25 protein-coding genes are annotated in these 20,502 nt (G+C 72.0%); 10 read left to right on the plus strand and 15 right to left on the minus strand.

Annotated features, from left to right (window positions below):
• Positions 1-38: 38 nt before the first annotated feature.
• Positions 39-1,235: an acyl-CoA dehydrogenase family protein gene (locus AB0M80_RS00670; RefSeq protein ID WP_364556894.1), complete on the minus strand. Its 1,197-nt coding sequence runs from the start codon at positions 1,233-1,235 to the stop codon at positions 39-41.
• A gap of 141 nt (positions 1,236-1,376) precedes the next feature.
• Between AB0M80_RS00670 and AB0M80_RS00675 the strand changes: the two genes are divergently transcribed.
• Together AB0M80_RS00675 and AB0M80_RS00680 are read left to right on the plus strand one after the other, a co-directional pair.
• On the plus strand, positions 1,377-1,778 hold the full coding sequence (locus AB0M80_RS00675) for a DUF4190 domain-containing protein (protein WP_364556897.1): 402 nt from the start codon (positions 1,377-1,379) through the stop codon (positions 1,776-1,778).
• Between the two features lie 45 nt (positions 1,779-1,823).
• Positions 1,824-2,573 (plus strand): DUF4190 domain-containing protein, encoded by a 750-nt coding sequence (locus AB0M80_RS00680; protein ID WP_364556899.1) that lies wholly within the window; start codon positions 1,824-1,826, stop codon positions 2,571-2,573.
• On the opposite strand, the gene AB0M80_RS00685 is transcribed toward AB0M80_RS00680, so the two are convergent.
• Positions 2,570-3,457: a slipin family protein gene (locus AB0M80_RS00685; RefSeq protein WP_364556902.1), complete on the minus strand. Its 888-nt coding sequence runs from the start codon at positions 3,455-3,457 to the stop codon at positions 2,570-2,572. The genes AB0M80_RS00680 and AB0M80_RS00685 overlap by 4 nt on opposite strands.
• A 94-nt stretch (positions 3,458-3,551) precedes the next feature.
• Between AB0M80_RS00685 and AB0M80_RS00690 the strand changes: the two genes are divergently transcribed.
• From AB0M80_RS00690 to AB0M80_RS00705, 4 genes are read left to right on the plus strand one after another with little or no spacing between them, the layout of a single operon-like run.
• Positions 3,552-4,523 carry an aminoglycoside phosphotransferase family protein gene (locus tag AB0M80_RS00690; protein WP_364556905.1) on the plus strand — a complete coding sequence of 324 codons (972 nt, stop codon included), beginning with the start codon at positions 3,552-3,554 and terminating at the stop codon, positions 4,521-4,523.
• A 10-nt stretch (positions 4,524-4,533) separates the two neighbouring features.
• Entirely contained in the window at positions 4,534-5,811 is a 1,278-nt protein-coding gene (locus AB0M80_RS00695) for a CBS domain-containing protein (RefSeq protein ID WP_364556908.1), read from the plus strand.
• Entirely contained in the window at positions 5,804-6,313 is a 510-nt protein-coding gene (locus AB0M80_RS00700; protein WP_364556910.1) for a DUF1003 domain-containing protein, read from the plus strand. Before AB0M80_RS00695 ends, AB0M80_RS00700 begins: the two co-directional genes overlap by 8 nt.
• Before the next feature lie 10 nt (positions 6,314-6,323).
• Positions 6,324-7,469 (plus strand): P-loop NTPase, encoded by a 1,146-nt coding sequence (locus AB0M80_RS00705; protein WP_364556913.1) that lies wholly within the window; start codon positions 6,324-6,326, stop codon positions 7,467-7,469.
• A gap of 235 nt (positions 7,470-7,704) precedes the next feature.
• Here the strand turns inward: AB0M80_RS00705 and tatB are convergent, their stop codons facing one another.
• From tatB to sigE, 4 genes are all read right to left on the minus strand, one after another.
• A complete protein-coding gene (tatB, locus tag AB0M80_RS00710) occupies positions 7,705-8,127 on the minus strand; it encodes a Sec-independent protein translocase protein TatB (protein ID WP_364556916.1) in 423 nt (140 codons plus the stop codon).
• A gap of 77 nt (positions 8,128-8,204) precedes the next feature.
• A complete protein-coding gene (locus tag AB0M80_RS00715; RefSeq protein ID WP_364556919.1) occupies positions 8,205-9,722 on the minus strand; it encodes a trypsin-like peptidase domain-containing protein in 1,518 nt (505 codons plus the stop codon).
• A 284-nt stretch (positions 9,723-10,006) separates the two neighbouring features.
• A complete protein-coding gene (locus AB0M80_RS00720; RefSeq protein ID WP_364556921.1) occupies positions 10,007-10,657 on the minus strand; it encodes a zf-HC2 domain-containing protein in 651 nt (216 codons plus the stop codon).
• Positions 10,654-11,244 (minus strand): RNA polymerase sigma factor SigE, encoded by a 591-nt coding sequence (sigE, locus tag AB0M80_RS00725; protein ID WP_364558510.1) that lies wholly within the window; start codon positions 11,242-11,244, stop codon positions 10,654-10,656. Before sigE ends, AB0M80_RS00720 begins: the two co-directional genes overlap by 4 nt.
• A 212-nt stretch (positions 11,245-11,456) precedes the next feature.
• On the opposite strand from sigE, the gene AB0M80_RS00730 reads away from it, so the two are divergent.
• Positions 11,457-12,101: an O-methyltransferase gene (locus AB0M80_RS00730; RefSeq protein WP_364556924.1), complete on the plus strand. Its 645-nt coding sequence runs from the start codon at positions 11,457-11,459 to the stop codon at positions 12,099-12,101.
• Positions 12,102-12,110: 9 nt separating this feature from the next.
• Here the strand turns inward: AB0M80_RS00730 and AB0M80_RS00735 are convergent, their stop codons facing one another.
• Entirely contained in the window at positions 12,111-13,298 is a 1,188-nt protein-coding gene (locus tag AB0M80_RS00735) for an MFS transporter (protein ID WP_364556927.1), read from the minus strand.
• 62 nt (positions 13,299-13,360) lie between these two features.
• Between AB0M80_RS00735 and AB0M80_RS00740 the strand changes: the two genes are divergently transcribed.
• On the plus strand, positions 13,361-14,257 hold the full coding sequence (locus AB0M80_RS00740) for a LysR family transcriptional regulator (protein ID WP_364556930.1): 897 nt from the start codon (positions 13,361-13,363) through the stop codon (positions 14,255-14,257).
• Here AB0M80_RS00740 and AB0M80_RS00745 read toward each other — a convergent pair.
• Positions 14,254-14,595: a helix-turn-helix domain-containing protein gene (locus AB0M80_RS00745; RefSeq protein WP_364556933.1), complete on the minus strand. Its 342-nt coding sequence runs from the start codon at positions 14,593-14,595 to the stop codon at positions 14,254-14,256. The genes AB0M80_RS00740 and AB0M80_RS00745 overlap by 4 nt on opposite strands.
• 119 nt (positions 14,596-14,714) lie before the next feature.
• Between AB0M80_RS00745 and AB0M80_RS00750 the strand changes: the two genes are divergently transcribed.
• The gene (locus AB0M80_RS00750; protein WP_364556936.1) at positions 14,715-15,485 is read left to right on the plus strand and encodes an alpha/beta hydrolase; all 771 of its coding nucleotides are present in this window, start codon (positions 14,715-14,717) and stop codon (positions 15,483-15,485) included.
• Here the strand turns inward: AB0M80_RS00750 and AB0M80_RS00755 are convergent.
• Both AB0M80_RS00755 and AB0M80_RS00760 read right to left on the minus strand, forming a co-directional pair.
• Entirely contained in the window at positions 15,410-16,861 is a 1,452-nt protein-coding gene (locus AB0M80_RS00755) for a leucyl aminopeptidase family protein (protein ID WP_364556939.1), read from the minus strand. The genes AB0M80_RS00750 and AB0M80_RS00755 overlap by 76 nt on opposite strands.
• Positions 16,862-16,951: 90 nt before the next feature.
• A complete protein-coding gene (locus AB0M80_RS00760) occupies positions 16,952-17,119 on the minus strand; it encodes a DUF3117 domain-containing protein (RefSeq protein WP_013222969.1) in 168 nt (55 codons plus the stop codon).
• 198 nt (positions 17,120-17,317) lie between these two features.
• On the opposite strand from AB0M80_RS00760, the gene AB0M80_RS00765 reads away from it, so the two are divergent.
• Complete coding sequence (locus AB0M80_RS00765) at positions 17,318-18,112, plus strand: enoyl-CoA hydratase-related protein (RefSeq protein WP_364556942.1); 795 nt, start codon at positions 17,318-17,320, stop codon at positions 18,110-18,112.
• Between the two features lie 21 nt (positions 18,113-18,133).
• On the opposite strand, the gene AB0M80_RS00770 is transcribed toward AB0M80_RS00765, so the two are convergent.
• The 5 genes from AB0M80_RS00770 to AB0M80_RS00790 are packed head-to-tail and all read right to left on the minus strand — an operon-like array spanning position 18,134 to position 20,459.
• Positions 18,134-18,697, minus strand: a complete 564-nt coding sequence (locus AB0M80_RS00770) for a DNA-3-methyladenine glycosylase I (protein WP_364556945.1) — start codon at positions 18,695-18,697, stop codon at positions 18,134-18,136.
• Positions 18,690-19,160 carry an SRPBCC family protein gene (locus tag AB0M80_RS00775; protein WP_364556948.1) on the minus strand — a complete coding sequence of 157 codons (471 nt, stop codon included), beginning with the start codon at positions 19,158-19,160 and terminating at the stop codon, positions 18,690-18,692. Before AB0M80_RS00775 ends, AB0M80_RS00770 begins: the two co-directional genes overlap by 8 nt.
• The gene (locus AB0M80_RS00780; protein WP_364556950.1) at positions 19,157-19,480 is read right to left on the minus strand and encodes a DivIVA domain-containing protein; all 324 of its coding nucleotides are present in this window, start codon (positions 19,478-19,480) and stop codon (positions 19,157-19,159) included. The genes AB0M80_RS00775 and AB0M80_RS00780 overlap by 4 nt, the downstream gene beginning before the upstream one ends.
• The gene (locus tag AB0M80_RS00785; protein WP_364556953.1) at positions 19,477-20,145 is read right to left on the minus strand and encodes a permease prefix domain 1-containing protein; all 669 of its coding nucleotides are present in this window, start codon (positions 20,143-20,145) and stop codon (positions 19,477-19,479) included. The genes AB0M80_RS00780 and AB0M80_RS00785 overlap by 4 nt, the downstream gene beginning before the upstream one ends.
• Positions 20,142-20,459: a helix-turn-helix transcriptional regulator gene (locus AB0M80_RS00790; protein ID WP_364556956.1), complete on the minus strand. Its 318-nt coding sequence runs from the start codon at positions 20,457-20,459 to the stop codon at positions 20,142-20,144. Before AB0M80_RS00790 ends, AB0M80_RS00785 begins: the two co-directional genes overlap by 4 nt.
• Between the last annotated feature and the right edge of the window lie 43 nt (positions 20,460-20,502).

A 20,502-nucleotide genomic window follows, 5' to 3' on the forward strand; every position in this document is an offset into this window, starting at 1 on the left:
CGAGCGGCCCGATTTGTCGACAGGGCGACAAATCCTGCTCACGACCGGGACTTGTACTCCTTCAGCAGGCCCCGGCTGATGATGGTCTTCTGGATTTCGCTGGTGCCCTCGCCGATCAGCAGGAACGGCGCTTCGCGCATGAGCCGCTCGATCTCGTACTCCTTCGAGTACCCGTAACCGCCGTGGATGCGGAACGAGTCCTGCGTGACCTCCGCGCAGTACTCGGAGGCGATCAGCTTCGCCATCCCGGCCTCGACGTCGTTGCGCGCGCCCGAGTCCTTGAGGCGGGCGGCGTTCACCATCATCAGGTGCGCCGCCTCGACCTTGGTCGCCATCTCGGCCAGCTTGAAGGCCACGGCCTGGTGCTCGGCGATCGCCTTGCCGAACGTCTTGCGCTGCTGGGCGTACTCCACCGCCAGCTCGAACGCCCGGATCGCGATGCCGCACGCGCGCGCCGCGACGTTCACGCGGCCGACCTCGACACCGTCCATCATGTACGCGAAACCCTTGCCCGGTGCCTCGCCGAGCACCATGTCCGCGCCGATGCGGTAGCCGTCGAAGACCGCCTCGGTGGTGTCGACGCCCTTGTACCCCATCTTGTCGATCTTGCCGGGGATGGTGAGCCCGGGCGCCACCTCGCCGAAGCCCTCCGGCTTCTCGACCAGGAACGTCGTCAGGTTCTGGTGGGGCTTCTCGGCGCCTTCGTCGGTCTTCACCAGCAGCGCGATCAGGTTGGACGAGCCGCCGTTGGTCAGCCACATCTTCGAGCCGTCGATGACATAGCCGTCACCGTCCTTCTTGGCGCGCGTCTTGATCGCGGCGACGTCCGAACCCAGGTCGGGCTCCGACATCGAGAACGAGCCGCGAACCTCGCCGGTGGCCATCCGCGGCAGGAAGTGCTGCTTCTGCGCCTCGGTGCCGTGGCGGGAGATCATGTGCGCCACGATGAAGTGCGTGTTGATGACGCCGGACACGCTCATCCAGCCGCGCGCGATCTCCTCGACGACCAGCGCGTAGGTCAGCAGCGACTCGCCGAGTCCGCCGTATTCCTCCGGGATGGTGATCCCGAACAGGCCCATCTCCTTCATGCCCTCGACGATGTCGGTGGGGTAGGTGTCGGCGTGCTCGAGCTCCTGCGCGTGCGGGATGACCTCCTTGTCCACGAACTGGCGGACGGTCGCGAGGATCTCCGACTGCACGTCGGTCAGGCCGGCGGTCTGGGCGAGACGGGCCATCACGGCTCCCTTTCCGGAGTACGACGCCGCTCCCGGCGCTGGGTTACCGGTGAGTATGACCCGAAAGCCGCGGCCCTGCTATGAGGGCGCTCACGCTCGGCGGGATCAGCCCCGTAAAGTGCGGCGCGGAGGGGAGAGATCATGAGCTATCCGCAGGACCCGAACAACCCGTACGGCCAGCAGCCGCCTTCGGGCGGCTACCAGCAGCCCGGGTACGGCCAGCAGTACCCGAGCGGCGGCTACCAGCAGCCGGGCTACCCGCAGTACCCCGGCTACCCCGGGATGCAGGGCCCGCCGCGGGAAGGTTCGGGGCTCGCGGTCGGCGCGCTGGTCTGCTCGATCGCCGGCATCTTCCTCTGCGTGCTCGTGACCATCGCGGGCATCGTCATGGGCCACATCGCGTACGGCAAGGCCAAACGCGGCGAGGCCGAGGGCCAGGGCGTCGCACTGGCGGCGATCATCGTGGGTTACGCCGGGATCGCGATCGGCATCGCGTTGGTCATCCTCGGCTTCGCCCTCGGCTTCCTCGGGGACTGGCGCTGACCGGGCGCTAACGTTGGCTTCCTGCACGCACCGAGGGGACCCGTCATGACCGATTCGCCCGGGGACAAGGACCGTCCGGCCACCGATCCGACCGTGGCGTACGAGCCGCCGCCGGCGGCGGACGCCACGGCGTACGAGCCGGAGGACTACGACCCGCCATCGCCCGACCCCACGGTCGCGGCCGACACCACGGTCGCCGAGCCTCCGGCCGAGGCGGACACCACCGTGGCCGAGTCCCCGGCCGCCGCCGCGGACACGACCGTGGCCGAGACCCCGGCCGCCGCGGACACCACCGTGGCCGAGCCCCCGGCCGCCGCCGCGGACACGACCGTCGCCGCGGAGGAGCCCGGCCAGCTGCCGCCCGGCGCGTACGAAACCCCGGCGGCGCACATCCCGGGCACGCCGTACGCGGCGCCGGGCCAGCCGCAGCCGGTGTACCCGCAGCCCCCCTACCCGCAGCCGACGTTCCAGCAGCCGTACCCGCCCGCGTACGGCCGGCCGTACGCGCAACCCGTGCCGTACGGGCAGCCGTACCCCACACCGCCGCGCGGGCAGGACAACGCGCTGGCGATCGGCGCGCTGGTCTGCTCGATCCTGGGTTTCTGCTCCGGGATCACCGCGATCGCCGGGCTCGTCATGGGCCACATCGCGCTGAGCAAGACCAACCGCGGCGAAGCGGGCGGCCGCGGAATGGCAACGGCCGCCGTGATCGTCGGCTACGTCGTGGTCGCGCTCTGGGTCGGCTTCTTCACCACGATCATCATCCTCGGAACGAACGGCTACCTCGGCAACTAGTCCGCCGCCGGCAGCACCGCGTCGCCGGGGCTGCGCGGCGACGGCGTCGCGTGCCCGTTCACCTCCGGCTTCGCCTCGGCCGCCTCGGGTTCCGGCGGCGGCTTGGGCGCGGCTTCGGTCGCGGACACCCCGTGCCGCGTGTTCGAGTCGAGGAAACGCAGCAGCTCCACCGGGAACGGCAGCACCAGCGTCGAGTTCTTCTCGGCGGAGACCTGCACGACCGTTTCCAGCAGCCGCAGCTGCAGGGCCGCCGGCGTGTCGGCCATCGTCGCCGCGGCCTGGGCGAGCTTGTGCGACGCCTGCAGCTCGCCGTCGGCCGAGATGACGCGTGCGCGCCGTTCCCGCTCCGCCTCGGCCTGCCGCGACATCGAGCGCTTCATCGCCTCCGGCAGCGCGACGTCCTTGATCTCGACGCGGTCGATGTGGATGCCCCAGTCCAGTGCCGGGCTGTCGATCATCAGCTCCAGGCCCTCGTTGAGGCGCTCGCGGTTGGAGAGCAGGTCGTCGAGGTCGCTCTTGCCGATGATCGAGCGCAGCGACGTCTGCGCGACCTGGCCGACCGCCGACCGGTAGTCCTGCACGTTGACCGCGGCGATGACCGGGTCGATGACCCTGAAGTAGACGACCGCGTCGACGCGGACCGTGACGTTGTCCCTGGTGATGCCGTCCTGGGCGGGCACCGGCATGGTCACGATCTGCATGTTGACCTTCTGCATCCGGTCCGCGAACGGCACCAGCAGCTGCAGGCCGGGTTCCGCGACCCGGGCCCGTACCCGGCCGAACCGGAAGATCAGGCCGCGTTCGTACTGCTTCACCACGCGCACACCGGCCGCGAGCCAGGCTCCGCCCGCGACGACGACGGCGCTGAGAATCTCCACCACCATGACTGCTCCCGGGGTTGCTTCCCCCCTGAAATCCCAGCGTACGCCCGTGTCGACGAGGGCGAAACGCGCTGGACGCGGCTGTCAGGCTGGGGAGGTGACCGTTCTTCACATCCCCCCGCTGTTCGCCGCCCGGGCGCCGCGGGTGCTCGGCGACGGCGCCGTCGCGTGGCTGGCGGCCCTGCCGGAGCTCGCCGCGGAGTACGCCCGGAAGTGGGGCCTGACGTTCGAGGGCGAAGCGATGCACGGCTACGTCGGCGTGGTGCAGCCCGCACGGCTCGCCGACGGCACCCCGGTGGTGCTGAAGCTGGGCTGGCGGGACTCCGAATCCGCCGACGAGCCACTCGCACTGTCCACATGGGCCGGTCGGGGTGCGGTGCTGCTGCTGGATTCCGCGCCGGACGACGGCGTCCTGCTGCTCGAACGGCTCGACGCCGGGCGCACCCTCGACGACCTCCCGCTGCGCGAAGCGATCCCGGTGCTCGGTTCGCTGGCGCGGCGCCTGGCCGTCCCGGCGCCCGCGTCGATGAGCAGGCGCCTGCGTACCGAAGCCGAAGCCCTCGTCGAGGAACTGCCCCGGCGGTGGACCGAGCTGGGCGAGCCGTTCGACCGGCGGCTGGTCGCCGACGCCGTCGCGATCTGCCGCGAGCTCGGGCCGTCGGCGGGTGAACTGCTGGTGAACGAGGATCTGCACTTCCAGAACGTCCTGGCCGGCACGCGCGAGCCGTGGCTGGTGATCGACCCGAAGCCGCTGGCGGGCGACCTCGAGTGGGGCGTCATCCCGCTGTTCTGGAACCGCTTCACCGAGTCCACACTGGACGAACGGTTCGCGTTGATCGTCGCTTCCCAGGAGCTGGACGCTCCGAAGGCGCGGGCCTGGACGCTGGTGCGGGCCGTGCAGAACTGGATCTGGATGGTCGAGGAGTACGTGGAGTCCGGCGAAGACAGCGACGACCCGGCCTTCGTCACAGTGACACGCGGGGCTTCGCCCCGGGCCGGGGGCTCCGCCACCCGGACCCCCGAAAGAAGTCCGGTGGCGGAAATCGCTCCGTGGGCAGCCAGCCGATAGTGTCAGCGGCATGGCCGCGGTCAACAGGGTTTTCGCAGCTCAGCTGTCCGGGTTGCCGGTGTTCGGCCCGGACGGCGAGTCCATCGGCCGCGTCCGCGACCTGGTCGTCGGGCTGCGCCTCGACGCGCAGCCGCCGCGGATCCTGGGCCTGGTCGTCGAGCTGACCACGCGGCGGCGCGTCTTCGTCCCGATGCTGCGGGTCACCTCGATCGAGCCGACGGCCGTGACGCTCGCCACCGGTTCGGTCAACATGCGCCAGTTCAACCAGCGCCCCAACGAGGTCCTGGTGCTCGGCCAGCTGCTCGACGCGCACGCCACCCTCGCCGGGTCGGACACCCGGATCACCGTCGTCGACGCCGGGATGGAGCCGACCCGCACCCGCGACTGGGTCCTGGCCAAGCTCGCCATCCGGGAACGGCGGATCGGGCTGGGCCGCCGCCGCTCCCCCATGCAGGTGCTGCCGTGGTCGGAGGTGGCCGGGCTCGGCCTGACCGACCTCACCGGGCAGCCCCAGGGCGCCGGGCAGCTGCTCGTGCTGTTCGACACCATGCGCCCGGCCGACATCGCCGCGACCGTGCGGGACCTGCCGCTCAAGCGGCGGCACGAGGTCGCCGACGCGATGGACGACGAGCGCCTCGCCGACGTCATCGAAGAGCTGCCGGACGACGACCAGAAGGAACTGCTGGCCTACCTGGCCGAGGAACGCGCCGCCGACGTCCTGGAGGCGATGAACCCCGACGACGCGGCCGACCTGCTGGCCGAGCTCGCGCCGGCCGACCAGAGCCGGCTGCTGGAGCTGATGGAGCCGGAGGAGTCCGCGCCGGTCCGGCGGCTGCTGGAGTACTCGTCCGACACCGCGGGCGGCCTGATGACGCCGGAGCCGGTGGTGCTGACCCCGGACACGACGATCGCCGAGGCGCTGGCGCACATCCGCAACGCCGACTTGCCCCCGGCGCTGGCCAGCATGGTGTTCGTCTGCCGCCCGCCCACCGCGACGCCGACCGGGCGCTACGTCGGCGTCGTCCACTTCCAGCGGCTGCTGCGGGAGCCGCCGGCGGAGCTGGTCGCCAGTGCCGTGGACACCGGGCTGCCGCCGCTGAAGCCGGGCGCGTCGCTGGCCGAGGTCACGCGGTACTTCGCCGCCTACAACCTGACCTGCGGGCCGGTCATCGACGCCGAGGACCACCTGATCGGCGCGGTCACCGTCGACGACGTCCTCGACCACCTGCTGCCCGAGGACTGGCGCGAGACCGGCCTGCACGACACCTTGGAGGAAGACCGTGCCTGAACTGACTTCGGGACGGCGGCTCGACCAGCCCCGCGGCCAGAACCGGTTCAGGCTGAACATCGACCCGGACACGTTCGGCAGGCTGTCCGAACGGCTGGCGCGGTTCCTCGGCACCGGGAAGTACCTGTTCTGGCAGACGCTGCTCGTCATCGTCTGGGTCGTGCTGAACATCGCGGCGGTGTCGCTGCGCTGGGACCCGTACCCGTTCATCCTGCTCAACCTGGCGTTTTCGACCCAGGCGGCGTACGCGGCACCGCTGATCCTGCTGGCGCAGAACCGGCAGGACGACCGTGACCGCGTCTCCCTGGAGGAGGACCGGAACCGGGCCCTGCAGACGAAGGCCGACACCGAGTACCTGGCGCGGGAGCTGGCGGCGCTGCGGCTGGCGGTCGGCGAGGTGGCGACGCGCGACTACCTGCGCAGCGAGCTGGACCGGCTCCGGGAGGACCTCGACGTCCAGCCCCGGAAGGCCAAGCCGAGCCGCACCCCTACCGGTACGTAACATGGATGGGGTGACCAGTACGCAGCAGCTCCCCAGCGTCGACGACGTCCGCAGCGCGCTGAAGAGCGTGCAAGACCCCGAGATCCACAAACCCATCACGGACCTGGGGATGGTCAAGGATGTCGTCGTCGGCGACGACGGCGTCGTCACGGTCGGGATCTACCTGACGGTGGCGGGCTGTCCCCTGAAGGCGACGCTGACCAACGACACCCGCGAGGCCGTCGCGAAGCTCCCGGGCGTCGTCGACGTCAAGGTCGAGCTGGACGTGATGAGCGACGAGCAGCGCTCCGACCTGCGGAAGTCCCTGCGCGGCGACGCGGCCGAGCCGGTGATCCCGTTCGCGCAGCCGGGCTCGATGACGCGGGTGTACTGCGTCGCCTCCGGCAAGGGCGGCGTGGGCAAGTCGTCGATCACGGTGAACCTGGCGGTGGCGATGGCTCAGCGCGGGCTGTCGGTCGGCGTCGTGGACGCGGACATCTACGGCCACTCGATCCCGCGCATGCTGGGCGCGCGCGAGAAGCCGACCAAGGTCGACACGATGATCATGCCGCCGCAGTCCCACGGCGTGAAGGTGATCTCGATCGGCATGTTCACCCCGGGCAACACCCCGGTGGTGTGGCGCGGCCCGATGCTGCACCGCGCGTTGCAGCAGTTCCTCGCGGACGTCTTCTGGGGCGACCTGGACATCCTGCTGCTGGACCTCCCGCCGGGCACGGGCGACATCGCGATCTCGGTGGCCCAGCTGATCCCGAACGCGGAGATCCTGGTGGTCACGACGCCGCAGCAGGCCGCGGCGGAGGTCGCCGAGCGCGCGGGCGCGATCGCGCTGCAGACGCGCCAGCGCGTGGCGGGGGTCATCGAGAACATGTCGTGGCTGGAGCAGGCGGACGGTTCCCGGCTGGAGCTCTTCGGTTCCGGTGGCGGGCAGGCGGTGGCTTCGTCGTTGTCGAAGTCGATCGGGTCGGAGGTGCCGCTGCTCGGCCAGGTGCCGATGGACCCGCAGATGGTGGCGCAGGGTGACGCGGGGACGCCGCTGGTGCTGGCCGCGCCGGAGGCCCCGGCGTCGGTGGTGCTGAAGGACGCGGCGAAGAAGCTGACGGTCAAGGCCCGCGGGCTGGCCGGGATGATGCTGAACGTGACCCCGGCTGGTCGCTGACGGCGGCTCTGGGCCACCCGGCCGGATCGGGGCAGGGGTGTTCGTAGCAGGGATGAGGCCGCCACAAGGCGCGCGCTTTCCCTGCTCGAGGCCCGGACCTTCGACGGCGACACGCAGGTGCTGACCTATCGCCCGACCCGGCACGGTTGATCGGCAACAGGGCTGGTCCAGGTGATCGAGGCTGCCCGGCCGTCGCCGACACCGGCCGTCCACCTCACGGCCGAGCGAAAGCAAGCTACGTGGCGTCCGGGTCGATCGGCGGGCGCTCGCCCGGCTTGAGGGGCTCCGGCGCGGACTGGGTCTGGCCGACCGGGTAGCCGCTCGCGCCGTTGGTCCCGTTCGCCGGGGTGCTGCTGCCGTTCGTGATGCCCTTCAGGCCGAGCGGGTCGGCGTCGCCGTCGAAGAGGTGCTGCGTCACCACCCGTTTCGGGTCGAAGTTCCGCAGTCCGCGGAGGTCTTCCAGCGGCTTGCGCAGCTGGTCGAACTCCGGGCCCATCTCCTCGCGGAGCTGCTCACGCGCTCCGGTGGCGAAGTCGCGGACCTTCTTCACGCTCTTCGCGAGCCAGGACGCCGCCTCCGGCAGCCGTTCCGGGCCGAGGATGAAGAGACCGGCGATGATGAGGACGAGGATTTCCCCCCATCCGACACTGTCGAACACCCGTCTACCTCCGCTCGGAACCTACCCGCCCAGGGTACCCGCCTCCCGCCGCGCTCCGGCAGGCCGAACGCGGGAACTCAGTCGGAAGCCAGGGTTACGTCGACGACGAAGCCGGCGCCGTCGCGCGCCAGCGACACCGGGACCACTTCGCCGACGTCGTGCGCGCGGACCGCGACCGTCAGTTCCGCGGAGTCGCGGACGAGCCGGTTGCCGATCTTCGTGATCACGTCGCCTTCCTTGATGCCCGCGTTCGCGGCCGGGCCGCCGGGCGCCACGTTCTTCACCTGGGCACCCATCGTGGACGAGCCCGCGACCGTCGAGGACGCGTTGATGCCGATGTCGGCGTGCTGCACCTTACCGTCCTTGATCAGCGCCTTCGCGATCTTGATCGCGTAGTCGCTCGGGATGGCGAAGCCGATGCCGATGCTGCCGCCGTCCGCGCCGGCGGAGCGGATCGACGAGTTGATCCCGACCAGCGCGCCGGTGGAGTCGACGAGCGCGCCGCCCGAGTTGCCGTGGTTGATCGCGGCGTCGGTCTGGATGGCCTCGTAGGTGACCGGCGGGGCGCCGCTGTCGCCGCCGGCGGTGATCGGCCGGTTCAGCGCGCTGACGATGCCGGCGGTCACCGAGTTCTGCAGCGCCAGCGGCGAGCCGATCGCCATCACGGTGTCGCCGACCTGCAGGTCCGCGGACTTGCCCACCTGCAGGACGGTCGGGTTGGTGACGTTGACCTTCACGACCGCCAGGTCGGTCTTCTGGTCGGCGCCGACCAGCTTGGCCTCGGTGCGGGTGCCGTCGATGAAGACGGCCGTGATCTTGACGCCCGGGTCCGCGGCGGCGGAGGAGATGACGTGTTCGTTGGTGAGGATGTAGCCCTGGGGGTCGACCATCACGCCGGAGCCCTGCTCACCGGACTCGGCGCCGGGCTTGAACACCTCGAGCGAGACGACGGCGGGCGCGACGCGCTTGGCGATTTCGGCGACGGAACCGGCGGGGCGTTCCTTGCCGGCCTCGGCTTCGGCGATGGTGGCGGAGCCGGTGAGCTCGGTGCCGGTGTCGGCGATCCACCAGCCGACGAAGCCGCCGGCCGCGCCGATGAGCAGCGCGACGACGCCGAGCAGGACGAGCGCCTTCGGCTGCACGCGCCGGCCGAAGATCACCTCGGGCAGGCTGAGCAGTGCGCCGGGTGGCCGTTGGGCGGGCTTTTCCTCGTCCTCGGGCGGCATGGCGGGCCCGGCGAGCACCGCGGCGGCCCCGGGATCACGCCACGGATCACGGGTCCCGGCCCACAGGTGCGGCTCGGCTTCCCGCGCGTCCCCGGTGGCTTCGCGTGGCCGTTCGAGCAGCACGCCTTCGGCCCCTGGCGGCCGCCGGAAGGCCTCGGCGAGCGACTCGGGCGCGGGTGGTGCGAGGTTGACGCCGTTGGTCTTCTGCGGGGTGTAGAGCTGGTCGAACGCCCCGTCGACGCCCTGCGGCCTGCCGAACACGGCGGCCTGCGCCGGATCGACGGCCGGCCGCGCGAGCGGCCGCGGGCCCAGCCGGTCGGCTTCGCGCGCGCCGGGCTGCTCGGGATTCTCGTTCGGCTCGGTCATCATTCCCCGGTGCAGAAGATCAGGTGGCTGGGCGTGACGATACCCAAGCCCGGTGCTCCGAGTCTGCCGGTCCGTGGGTGAAGTGGCTGTTTCTTGGACTTGCGGTCCGGGCACCGGATCGGCGCGCGCCGGGCAGCGGCTCGGCCGGATCGCGCTGGACCGGCTGTGGAGCACCGCGGCGTGGCGGCGCTTCGCCGTCGGCACCCGCAGCTGTCCACCGGCCTCACCTGGGCCGGGCACACCGAAGGCCGCCGCGAACGGGATTCGCAGCGGCCTTCAAAGTCCACTCAGCGGATACCGGCCGGCACCGCCACCGGCGTGGTGCTCACCGGGGTCGAAACCGGCGCCGGTTGCTGGGGCACCGCCATCTGGGCCGGCAGCAGGTTCGCCGGCTGCGGCGCCCCGCCGCCCGGCTCCGGCGATCCGTCTCCGTCCGCCGACGTCCCCACCAGGGCCAGCGCGCTCAGCACCAGGCCCGACACGACCACGCCCGCCCCCTGCGCGGCACGGCGCTTGAAGCGGCCGCCGCCGAGGACGTTCGGGGACTGGCCCAGCGGGGCCGACGACCCCAACGGGGCCACGCCGCCCAGCACGCCCGCGTCGCGCAGGCCCGCGACCCGGTCGGGGCGCTGGACCGCGACCAGCTGGCCGTCGGCCGTGATCGCCAGGTTGTCCGGGGTGCTCGGCAGCTCGGTGTGCTGCGGGATCGATTGGAGGCTCGCCAGGAACCCGGCCGACATCGACGGCGCCCCCGCGCGGCGGATCGCCTCGACCGTCTGACGCTGCGCCCGCACCTCCGCCGCGCACGCCGCGCAGCGGTTGATGTGCGACGCCGCGCGGTCGCGCGCGCCGTGGGAAAGCTCGCCGTCGACGAACGCCACCACGACGTCCGGCAGCAGGTGCGACTCGGGGAGTGCCCAGCCTCGCGGTGCGGTCATACCGTCACCTTCGCAGACTGCGGTGCGTAAGCGCGACGACGCTCGAGCGACGCGCGCAGCGCCTGACGCCCGCGGTGGATGCGGCTGCGGACGGTGCCCAGCTTGACACCCAGCGTCGCGCCGATCTCCTCGTACGACAGCCCTTCGACGTCGCACAGCACCACGGCGGCGCGGAACTCCGGGGGCAGCTCGTCGAGCGCCGCCTGCAGGTCCGGGTCCAGGTGGGTGTCCGAGTAGACCTGCTCGGGGCTCGGGTCGTCGCCCACGATGCGGTCGGTGTCCTCGGGCAGGCCTTCCATCCGCACGCGCGAGCGGCGGCGGGCCATGTCCAGGAACAGGTTGGTGGTGATCCGGTGCAGCCAGCCCTCGAACGTGCCGGGCTTGTAGGACGCCAGCGAGCGGAACACCCGGATGAAGGTTTCCTGCGTCAGGTCCTCGGCGTCGTGGGCGTTGCCGGTCAGGCGGTAGGCGAGCCGGTAGACCCGGTCACCGTGTTCGCGCACGACCTCGTCCCAGGACGGCGGCGTCCACGCCGCCTCGTCCAGGCTCACCGGCTCGGCCCCGGTGTCGGCAACGGCGTTCTGCATCGCGGGAGCAGGCACCTCCATCAGCGTTTCTCCTGTCTGCTCCACCCAACGCGGGCTGTGGCCACGGTGCTCCCCGTGGGTTCGGATTTCAGTCTCTCCGGGTTCCTTATGGTTCTAGTGAGACTGGACTGAGAGCAGGCTGAGAACTTCTCCCGGGGTGCTTACCAGGGAGCCTGCGCGGATTTATCGACAACCAACGCTAACCTCCGTGCGTGAACACGCCCACCCCTGCGGCCGCACCGGTCGATTCCGGGTTCGTCGACGGGTACTTGCCCGACGACGAGGTGCTGTCTTCGGCCCGTGCCCGGGCCGAAGACCTGGGCTGCACCCCCCTCAGCGCGGGTGCGGGCGCGACGCTGCGCTTCCTGGCGGCGACGCTGTGCGCGAAGGCCGTGGTCGAGGTCGGCACCGGCGCCGGGGTGAGCGGGCTGTGCCTGCTGCGCGGAATGGCGCCCGACGGCGTGCTGACGTCGATCGACGTCGAGCCGGAGTACCAGCGGGCGGCGCGCGCGACGTTCCGCGAGGCCGGGTTCGCGCCCGGCCGGACCCGGCTGATCATCGGCCGGGCCCTCGACGTGCTGCAGCGGCTCACCCCCGGCGGCTACGACCTGGTGTTCGTCGACTCCGCGCACATCGAGTACCCCGGCTGCTACGAACTGGGCGTGTCGCTGCTGCGGCGCGGCGGGATCATCGCGTTCCACAACGTGCTGGCCGGCGGCCGGGTGATCGACCCGGCCCACCGCGATCCGGAGACCCTGGCCCTGCGCGAGGTGGCCCGCGCGTTCCGGGAGGACGAACGCCTGGTCCCGGCCCTCCTGCCGGTGGGCGGCGGGCTGCTGGTCGCCGCGGCCACCTGACGGAAGCTTTCAGCCGGCGTTCACCAGCGCGAGCCGCTCGGCGCGGACCCGGGTACCGGCGCCGACCGCCGCCACCGCCAGCAGCAGCCACGCCGCCACCACCGCGATCAGCCACCCCCACCCCGCGTGGCCGTACACCCAGGCCCCGGCGGCGCCCCCCACGCTGCTGCCCAGGTAGTACGTCGCCGTGTACATGCCGCCGACCTGGCCGCGCGCGTTCTCGGGCGCGTCGGCGGCCGCCCAGCCGTTCGCGACCGCGTGGGCGGCGAAGAACGCGCAGGTCAGCACCAGAAACCCGGCGATGACCAACGGGAGCGAGTCCGGCAGCGTCAGCGCCGCGCCGGCGGCCGTCAGCAGCAGCGCGCCGATCAGCGCGGGGCGGCGGCCGACCCGGGCCACCAGCCGTCCGGCCGCCGCCGAGGACACCGAGCCGCTCGCGTAGGCGAGGAACACCAGTGACGCGATCGCCGGGGACAGGTCCAGCGGCTCGCCGGTCAGCCGGAAGCCGGCGGCGTTGTAGAGGGCGACGAACGACCCCATCGCCAGCAGGGCGACGGCGTACTGGGCGAGCAGCACCGGTTTGCTCAACGCCGTGACGAGCCCGCGCGCGACCGTGCGGAGGCGGGCGTCGCCACGGGGGCCGGTGACCGGCGGCAGCGTCACGACGGTGATCGCCGAGCACACCGCCCCCACGCCCGCGACGACGAACAGCGCGCCGCGCCAGCCGAGCGGTCCGGCGGTGAACCCGCTGGCCAGCCTGCCGAGCATGCCGCCGACGGTGTTGCCGGCGATCATCGCGCCGACCGCGGCGGCGACGCCCGCACGGCCGAGCCGTTCGGCCAGGTAGGCGGCCGCCACCCCGGGGAACCCGGCGATCGCGACCCCCTGCAGGGCGCGCACGACGAGCACCGCCGGGTACGTCGGCATCAGCGGCACCAGCAGGCCGAACACCACCGACGCGATGACGGACGTCAGGATCACCGGCCGCCGGCCGACCACTTCGGACAGGGCCGCGATGGGCAGGACGGCGACGGCGAGCGCGCCGGTCGCGACGCTGATCGCGAGCGCCGCGCCGCCGGGATCGAGGTGGTACTGCGCGGCCAGCTGCGGCAGCACCGGCTGCGGGGCGTAGAGCAGGGCGAAGGAGGAGATCCCGGCCGCGGCGACGGCGGTCTTGACTCGGCGGGTGGAGGTCACGTCCTGAAAGTAAGCAGGACTAACCAATACGTCCAATGCGCTGATCGAGCATAATCGATCCGGTGTCGTATGATTCGTTGTCCGCCCAGGTCGCGCCGCACCTGCCCCTTCTCGCCGCGCTCCGGGAGACGAGGAACGTCACACGCGCGGCGGAACTGCTGGGCATACCGCAGCCGACGGTCAGCCGCCGTCTCGCCGCGCTGGCCGACGCGCTGGGTGCACCCCTGACGGTCCCGGACGGCCGCGGCATCCGGTTGACGCGCGCGGCGGAACTGCTGGCGGAAGCGGCCGCCCGCGGCCTGGCCGCGGTCGACACCGGCGTCCGGCTGGCGCGCGAGGAGGTGTCGCCGGAGTCGGGGCACGTCGTGCTGGGGTTCCTGCACCTGCTCGGGCGGTCGCTGGTGCCCTCGCTGCTGCGCGGGTACCGGGCGCGGTACCCGGGGGTGCGGTTCACGCTGGTCCAAGGCTCGCGGCAGGACATGGTCGACCGGCTGGCCGGCGGCGAGCTGGACCTGGCCCTGGTCGCGCCGCTGCCCGACGTCCCGGCCTTGGCCTGCGCGGGCCTGGTGGACGAGGAGATCCTGCTGTCGGTGCCGGCGGGCCACCGGCTGGCGGGGCGCCGGGAGGTGCGGGTGGCGGAGCTGGCGGAGGAGGAGTTCGTGCTGCTCGAGCAGGGGTACGGGGTGCGAACGCTGACGGACGAGCTCTGCGCGGCGGCGGGCTTCACGCCGCGGATCGCGTTCGAGGGCCAGGAGTCGGACACCGTGCGCGGCCTGGTGGCGGCGGGGCTGGGCGTGGCGCTGCTGCCACGCTTCGGGCCGGGCAGCCCGGCGGGGGTGGCCGAGGTACCGCTGTCCCCCCGGCCGTACCGGACGATCGGGCTCGCGTGGCGGGCCGGCGAGCCGATGACCCCGGCGGTGACGGGATTCCGCGACCACGTCCTGGCGACGCGGGATTAGCCGCGTTCGTCGTACGCCGCGCGGGCCGCGCCGATGTGCGGCAGGTGCTCGATGCTCCACTCGAGCAGCGGCGCGGTGGCCTCGCGCAGCGTCCGGCCCATCGGCGTCAGCTCGTAGTCGACGTGCGGCGGCATGACGTTGCGGACCGTGCGCGTCAAGAGGCCGTCGCGCTCGAGGTCGCGCAGGGTCACGGTGAGCATGCGCTGGCTGATGCCGTCGACGGCCCGCTTGAGTTCGGTGAAGCGGCGCGGCCCGTCCTTGAGCATGCGCACCACCAGCAACGCCCACTTGTCCCCGACGATCCCGAGGACTTCGCGGGCCTGGCACGGGTCCTGCACGGTTACCTCCAGAGAACCGGGGCACCGGAAAGTGCCTTATTGCCCGGTGCGCGTCCAGTGGATCACGATGGTTCTGGTTACCGAATGGTACCGAGGCACTGATAGGAACCAAGGTGAGCATGACGACGTTTCTGCTGGTACACGGGGCTTGGCACAGCGGACGGTCCTGGCAGCGGGTGGTTCCGCTGCTGGAATCGGCCGGACACCGGGTGTTCGCGCCGTCGCTGACCGGCTACGGCGACAAGGCGCACCTGCTGAGCCCCGAAGTGGGGCTCGACACCCACGTCGACGACATCGCCGGGCTGATCGAGGCCGAGCGGCTCACCGACGTGGTGCTCGTCGGGCACAGCTACGCGGGGCTGGTCATCTCGTCGGTCGCCAACCGGCTCCCGGACCGCGTCGCGCACCTGGTGTACCTCGACGCGATGGTGCCCGAAGACGGCGAGACCGCGATGGACGTCCTGCCCGTCACCAAGCAGCTCGTCGACGCCGCCGTCGACGGCTGGCGGATCCCGCCGCTGCCGGAGCTGCCGCCGCCCCTCGGCTTGTTCGGGGTCACCGATCCCGAGGACGTCACCTGGCTGCGCTCGATGCTCTCGGACCAGCCGGTGGCGTGCCTCCGGCAACCGGTGCGGCTGGACAACCCCGCGGTGCACGCGATCCCGCGCACGCACATCCACTGCGTCGGCGGGCGGCCGGACGGCATCACCCGCCGTCCCGTCCCGCCGGGCGCGCGCGTGCGGGAGCTGCCGACCGGCCACGACTGCATGATCACCACGCCCGCCGAGCTCACCGAGCTGCTCCTCGAAGCCGCTCAGCCCAGCGAGGCCGCCAGCTCCACCAGGGTCCGCGCCGCGAACCCGGTCGCGCCCGGCACCACGTCGTCGTAGTTCTTCTCCGACCGCGCCGGCCCGGCGATGTCCAGGTGCGCCCACGGCAGCCCGGAGGTGAACTCGCGCAGGAACAGCGCCGCCGTGATGCCGCCCGGGCCGCCCGGGGTCTGGCGCACGTCGCCGAACTCGCCGCGGACGTTCTCGGCGTAGTCCTCCACCAACGGCATCCGCCACCACGCCTCGCCCACCCGCGCGCCCGCGGCGGAAACCAGCGCGGCCAAGTCGTCGTCGGAGGCGAACAGGCCGCCCGTGCGCAGGCCCAGCGAGACCTTCATCGCGCCCGTCAACGTCGCGGCGTCGACCACGTAGTCCGGGGTGAAGCGACGGATCCCGTAGGCCAGCGCGTCCGCGAGGACCATGCGGCCCTCCGCGTCCGTGTTCCCCACCTCGGTCGTCTTGCCGCCGTAGTGGCGGACGATGTCGCCCGGCCGGTACGCCGACCCCGAGACGTGGTTTTCCGCACACGGGACCAGCGCCGTCACCCGCACCGGCAGCCCGAGGGCCGCGATGCCGCGGGTCGCCGCGATCACCGCCGCGCCGCCCGCCATGTCGGTGCGCATCAGGTGCATTCCGTCGGCCGGCTTGATCGACAGGCCACCGGTGTCGAACGTGATGCCCTTGCCCACCAGCAGCAGGTGCTTCGCCGCACCCGGCGGCTGGTAGGCCATCTCGATCAGCCGCGGCGGCCGCGCCGAACCGCCGCCGACGGCCAGCACGCCGCCGAAACCCTCCCCCGCGAGCCACTTCTCGTCCCGGACGGTCACTTCGACCCGCGGACCGGCCACGCGGGCAGCGGTGTCCGCCAGCCAGGCCGGCGTCTTCACGTTGGACGGCGTGTTCGCGAGGTCGCGCGTCAACGCCGTCGACGCGGCCAGCACCGCCGCCCGCTCGACCAGTTCCGGCACCGCCTGGTCGCCGGTGATCAGCCGCACCGTCCGCACGACCGGCTTCGGGTCCTCTCCGGACACCTTGTACCGGTAGCCGCCGAGCAGCAGCCCCAGCACGAGCTCGGTGACGTGCTCACCGGAGGCCTCCTCGGGCAGCGCCAGCTGCACCGCGCGGAACGCCTTGCCCCCGTTTTCGAGGTCGTCCGCCAGCGCCGCGTTCAGAGCCCGGACCAGCGCCGCGCCGGTCTTGCGGTACTCCTTCGGCTCGCCGCCGCCGAGCCCCGCGATCCAGCGGGGCCCGCCGCCGGGCACCGTCTGCACGTCGCCCGCCTTGCCGGTGATCCGGACGCCCTCGATCTCCAAGGGCTCGACGTCATCGTTGTCGGGCGCGGCCACCAGCCGGGCCGTCGGGACGCCGCGGCGGAGCTCCCCCGCGACCTCGATGTCGAGCAGAGTAGCCGGAACGGGCGGTAGCGGATTACGCACAGTGAGCAACCTTCGGGCGCAGAGGAACCGCGACCCCGGCCTCCGAAGGGAGACCGGGGTGCGACGGAAGGACGGTTCGAGGGAGCCGGTTCAGCCGGTGACCTCCGCCAGTGCGGCGCCGAGGTCCTTCGCTTCTTCCGCGGAGAGTTCGACGACGAGTCGCCCACCACCTTCGAGCGGTACGCGCATCACGAGGCCCCGCCCCTCCTTAGTCACTTCGAGGGGACCATCTCCGGTCCGGGGCTTCATGGCCGCCATAGCGTGCTCCCTCCGTCTCAACCGGCGCGCCCGGGTCGCGCTCGCGTGAAAGCCAGCCGGGTCTGCTGTCCATTGTCCCTCATCAGCGGCCGGGCGCATCAGCGGACCGATCTTTTGGCGTCGTATCGGTGCTGGTATGCGGCCCGCGCGAGGTGAAAGACTCTCGGCCGACCGAAGTTTTCCGCGCAAGGAGAAGACGTGACCACATCCGACGTCCTGTTGATCGCCGACGCCGACGGGGTGCGCACCCTCACCCTCAACCGGCCCCAGGCGTACAACTCGCTGACCGTCGAGCTGAAGGAAGCACTGCTCGCGGCACTGCGCGAGGCGGCGGACGACAAGGGAGTCCGCGCCGTCGTGCTGACCGGTTCGGGCAAGGCGTTCTGCGCCGGCCAGGACCTCAAGGAGCACGTGGGACTGCTGCAGGCGGGTGACCCCGCCCCGCTACACACCGTGAAGGAGCACTACAACCCGATCGTCAAGACGATCGTGGCCATGCCGAAGCCCGTCATCGCGGCGGTCAACGGCACCGCCGCCGGGGCGGGGGCCGCCTTCGCCTACGCCAGCGACCTGCGGATCGCCGCCGAGTCGTCGTCGTTCCTGATGGCGTTCGCCAACGTCGGGCTGGGCCCGGATTCGGGCGCGTCCTGGACGCTGCAGCGGCTGGTCGGCTACGGCCGCGCCGCCGAGCTGATGCTGCTGGCGCGGACCGTCGATGCCGCCGAGGCGCTGCGGCTCGGCCTGGTCGGCGAGGTCGTGCCGGACGAGGAACTCGCCGCCCGCGCCCAGAAGGTGGCGGCGAAGCTCGCGGCCGGGCCGACCGTCGCCTACGCGAAGATCAAGGGCGTGCTCAACCTGGCCGCGCAGTCGACGTTCGACGAGGCGCTCGAAGCCGAGGACGCCGCCCAGACCGCGCTCGGCGCGACCGCCGACCACAGCGAGGCCGTCGAGGCCTTCGTCGGCAAGCGCAAGCCGGACTTCCAGGGCAAGTAGCCGCCGGGGCCGCTTCCGGGCTCAAGCCGCCCGGAAGCAGCCCCGGACGTGGTCGTCGACCATGCCGGTGGCCTGCATCAGCGCGTAGCACGTCGTCGGGCCGAGGAAGACGAAGCCGCGCTTCTTCAGCTCCTTCGCCATCGCCTTGGACTCGTCCGTGATGGCCGGGACGTCGGCCATCGTCTCCGGACGCCGGTGGGACGCCGGCGCGAACGACCACAGCAGGTCGTCCAGCGGCTCGGCCAAGTCCGCGATCGCCCGCGCGTTCTTGATCGCGGCCAGGATCTTCGCCCGGTTCCGCACGATCGACGCGTCCTGCATGAGCCGTTCGACGTCGGCGTCGCCGAACTTCGCCACCTTCGCCGGCTCGAACTGCTTGAACGCCTTCCGGAAACCCTCGCGCTTGCGCAGGATCGTGATCCACGACAGCCCCGACTGGAACGACTCGAGGCACAGCCGCTCGTACAGCTCGTCCTGCCCGTGGAGCGGCGTGCCCCACTCCTGGTCGTGGTAGTCGGCGTAGTCCGGGGTCGCATTGCCCCAGCTGCACCGCGCGACGCCGTCGGCGCCGATCAGCTCACTCATCCGGGCCCCCGAACCCACCCACCGAATAGTTCTCCGCGAACCGCGCGAACCGCCGCAGCGACTGGCGCACCCCCAGCGCGAACGCCGGCCGCACCACCGGCCAGCCGAGCCTGCCCAGCGGCCCGAACGGCAGCCGCAGGTGCTCGGCCCAGACGAACGTCGAGCGCGCCGCCCCCTTCGGGACCACCTGGAACACGCCGGTTCCCTGCACGAAGCGGCCGAGGTGCCGGACCCCGCACCGCACCGGCGGTTCCCAGCTGGTGATCTCCATGGTGTCGGTGAAGCCGATACCGGCCACGCCGGTGAACGCCGACAGCCGCGACCCGACACTGCGGCCGTTGCCCTCGACCACTTCGACCTCGGTACCGAGCATCCACTCGCACTGGCGGGTCCAGTCGGTCAGCGCGAGCCAGGTCGTCCCGGCCGGGGCGCGGACGTCGACCGAGAGCACCAGATCCGTCACGGGGCACTCTCGGGTGAGGTCTCCCGCTCGCGCTCGCGCTGCTCCAGCTCGGCGACGCGGGCGCGCAGCTCGTCCAGCTCGACGCCGAGCCGCCGCAGCACCCAGTCCACTTCGGACATCTTGTAGCCGCGCAGCACCAGCTGGAAGCGGACGTCCTGCAGGTCCTCGCCGGTGATGTCCTCGGCGGGCAGCCGCGTGGGCGAGCTGCCCGGCGGCAACGGGGCGAGCTCCTCACCCCGGCCGAACACGACGGCGGCGAGCAGGAACACCACGGCCGCCACCAGCAGCATGACTACGAGGTAGATCAGCGCGGTCGTCACGCGACGATCGTGGCATACCCACCCCAGGATCGTCTCGCGAGCACGACGAGCCGGAGCGAAAGCAGCACCCAGGCGATCATCAGCAACGCGCAGGGGACGCTGAGGAACAGCCGGGAGACATCGACGACGCCGGTCGCGCCGATCAGCAGACCGACGGAGGCGAGGTTGACGCCGACCGCGAGCGCGATGAGGATCCCGCAGAACCGGGCGAGCCCGGTGCCGTCGAGGCGGCGGCTCAGCCAGCGGATGCCGAGCAGGGCGAGCACCCCGATCACCGGCACGAGGAACACCGCGCCGTGGGTGGCGTGCGCGACCACCTTGTACCACTCCGGGGTCGGCGTCGGCAGCTTCGTCCACTCGCCGAAGGTGAGGATCCGCGCGTAGTCCCAGGCGATCTGCATCGCCGGGACGCCGAGGACGAGCTTCCACAGCGTCCGGACGCCGCTGAGCATGCCGAGCTCGGCCTGGTAGTCGCGGGCGACGACGGCCGCCGGCCCGAAGTCGGCGACCGCGCGGCGCTCGGCGTCCTCGTCGCTCCAGCCGCCCGCCCGGTAGGCGTCGGCGGCGTCGGTGAGGCCGTCGCGAGCCTCGGCCAGCAGATCGGCCTTGAACCGGCCGCAGCCGCGCAGCCGCCGGTCGAGGTCCCCCAGGTACTCGTCGATCATGCGCCCAGCACTCCCCCGATGACCGTGGTGAACTGCCGCCACTCGGTGCGTTCGGCGGCCAGGGCCTGCTCGCCGGAGCGGGTGAGGCGGTAGGTGCGGCGCTTGCGGCCGGACACGACGTCCCATTCGCTGGCCAGCCAGCCGGCCCGCTCGAGGCGGCGCAGCGCCGGGTACACGGTGCCGGTCGGCAGGTCGAGTGCGCCGTCGCTGCGCAGCTGGAGCGCCTCGATGATCGCGTAGCCGTGGAGTTTCCGGCCGTCGAGCACGGCCAGCAGCAACGCGTCGAGGTGTCCGCGCAGGGTGTCCGCCTTCATGAGTACGCAGTCTACACGTCGGCTCGCTACATGTAGCCAGTCT

Source organism: Amycolatopsis sp. NPDC051045 (genome assembly GCF_040682955.1).
Lineage (GTDB): Bacteria > Actinomycetota > Actinomycetes > Mycobacteriales > Pseudonocardiaceae > Amycolatopsis.